The following is a 2357-nucleotide window of genomic DNA, read 5'->3' as shown; positions in this document are numbered from 1 at the left end:
TCGCCATCTTCACGAGGTCGATCGACAGGAACGTGGTGGAATTGCCCGGACCGCCGCCCGTCACGACAAAGGGCTCGGTGTAGATCATGAAGCTGTCCATGAAGCGCAGCAGGAATGCGATCAGCAGCACGCGCTTCATCTTCGGCAGCTGGATGTAGCGGAACACCGCCCAGCGCGATGCGCCGTCGATCTTGGCGGCCTGGTAATAGGCCTCGGGAATGGAGACGAGGCCCGCATAGCACAAGAGAACGACAAGGCTCGTCCAATGCCAGACGTCCATGATGATGAGCGTCATCCAGGCGTCGAAGATGTTGTTGACGTAATTGTAGCTGATACCGAGCGACACCAGCGCATGGCCGAGCAGGCCGATATCGACGCGGCCGAAGACCTGCCAGATCGTGCCGACGACATTCCACGGAATGAGCAGCGGCAATGCCATCAGGACGAGGCAGACGGGCACGCCCAGGCCCTTCTTCGGCATGTTGAGCGCAATCAGGATGCCGAGCGGGATTTCGATCGACAGAATGATGATGGAGAACAGCAGGTTGCGCCCAAGCGCCTGCCAGAAGCGATCCGATGCCATCACATCGGAAAACCAGCCCACGCCGTTCCAGAAGAACTGGTTGTTGCCGAACGTATCCTGCACCGAATAGTTCACGACCGTCATCAGCGGAATCACCGCCGAAAACGCGACCAGCAGCAGCACCGGCAGCACCATGAACCAGGCCTTGTTGTTCCAGGTCTTGTTCATGGTCAGCCCTCCCTGCCGACACGCCAGCTATCGGCGTAGATGTTGATGGCGGCGGGATCGAAGGTCACGCGCGGCTCGGCGGGGATCTCGCCATCCTCCGGCACGACGATGGCAATCGGCTTGCCGGCGAATTCCGCCCGCACGATCTTCTGGCGGCCGATATCCTCGACCTTGCTGATCGACACCGGCATGCCGTCACGCGAAAGCGAAATGAATTCCGGGCGGATGCCGAGTTCGGTTCTCGCGCCCGCGGCGACCGCCGGCCTGTAATCCAGCGTCAGCACTTGCCCGCCGACAGTCACGCTGCTTCCGTCAATGGCGGCCGGCAGCACGTTCATGCCGGGCGAACCGATGAAATAGCCGACGAAGGTATGTTTCGGCCTCTCGAACAGTTCCGCCGGCGTGCCGATCTGCACGATCTGGCCGTCATACATGACGACGACCTTGTCGGCGAAGGTCAGTGCTTCCGTCTGGTCATGCGTGACATAGACCATGGTGAAGCCGAACTGACGATGCAGCTTCTTGAGCTGCGACCGCAGCTGCCACTTCATGTGCGGGTCGATGACCGTCAGCGGCTCGTCGAAGAGGATGGCATTGACGTCGTTGCGCACGAGGCCGCGGCCAAGCGAGATCTTCTGCTTCTGGTCGGCCGTCAGGCCGCGCGCCTTCTTCTTCGCCCAGCTGGCGAGATCGATCATCTCGAGGATCTCACGCACCCGGCGGTCGACTTCCGGCTCGGCCACGCCACGGTTGCGCAGCGGGAAGGCCAGATTGTCGTAGACCGTCATGGTGTCGTAGATGACCGGGAACTGGAAGACCTGCGCGATGTTGCGCTGCTGCGTCGACAGATGCGTGACATCCTTCCCATCGAACAGGATGCGGCCTTCGGAAGGCTGCAACAGGCCCGAGATGATGTTGAGCAGCGTGGTCTTGCCGCAGCCGGAGGGACCAAGCAGCGCATAGGCGCCGCCGTCGTTCCACTCGTGATGCACTTCCTTCAGCGAATAGTCCGCCTCCGACTTCGGCTTTTCGCCGTAGGCGTGGCGGATATGATCGAGCGTGATACGTGCCATCGTGTCCTCCTCAGGCCGCCGCGGCCACGGGCTCGGCGATCGCCCCGCCGTCCGCGCCGAAGGCCATCAGATGGCGCGTATCGACATGGACGGTGATCTGCGTATCCGGCTCGATATCGTGGATGCCCGGTGAGAGCATGACCCAATGGCTGCCCTCGAACTGGACGTAGATGAAGCTCTCCGAACCGGCGATCTCGGAGATCGCCGTGCGCGCCTGCAGGCTGGCCGACGCCGGGTTCTGGCTGGTGAGCGACAGGTGGTGCGGATGGAACGCGATGGTGCAGGGACCATCGGGCAGCGCGGACAGATGCGCCGGCACCGGCAGCACCGGCTTGCCGCCAACCTCGAACTGCCCGGCCTTCTTTGTGACCTGCATCGTGTTGAGCGGCGGGTCGGCGAAGGTGCGGGCCGTCAGGAGATCGTTCGGCCGGCGATAGACGTCGATGGTGCGGCCGAACTGCGTGATGCGGCCTTTGGATAGGGTGGCGGTGTTACCACCCAAGAGCAGCGCTTCCGAAGGCTCCGTCGTCGCA

Annotated in this window: 2 protein-coding genes and 1 pseudogene; all 3 read right to left on the bottom strand. The window is 62.6% G+C overall.

Annotated features, from left to right (window positions below; genetic code table 11):
• A partial coding sequence (locus tag GR158_RS25000; protein ID WP_160873047.1) for a carbohydrate ABC transporter permease occupies positions 1-751 on the bottom strand: 751 nt, incomplete at its 3' end.
• A 2-nt stretch (positions 752-753) separates the two neighbouring features.
• Positions 754-1824: an ABC transporter ATP-binding protein gene (locus GR158_RS24995; protein ID WP_134651421.1), complete on the bottom strand. Its 1071-nt coding sequence runs from the start codon at positions 1822-1824 to the stop codon at positions 754-756.
• 10 nt (positions 1825-1834) lie between these two features.
• A pseudogene (locus GR158_RS24990) lies at positions 1835-2357 on the bottom strand (ABC transporter ATP-binding protein); the annotation flags it as partial.

Source organism: Shinella sp. AETb1-6, from assembly GCF_009826875.1.
GTDB classification, from domain to species: Bacteria; Pseudomonadota; Alphaproteobacteria; order Rhizobiales; family Rhizobiaceae; genus Shinella; species Shinella sumterensis.
Note: the sequence above shows the minus strand (reverse complement) of the source record. Positions and strands in the feature narration are given on the sequence as shown.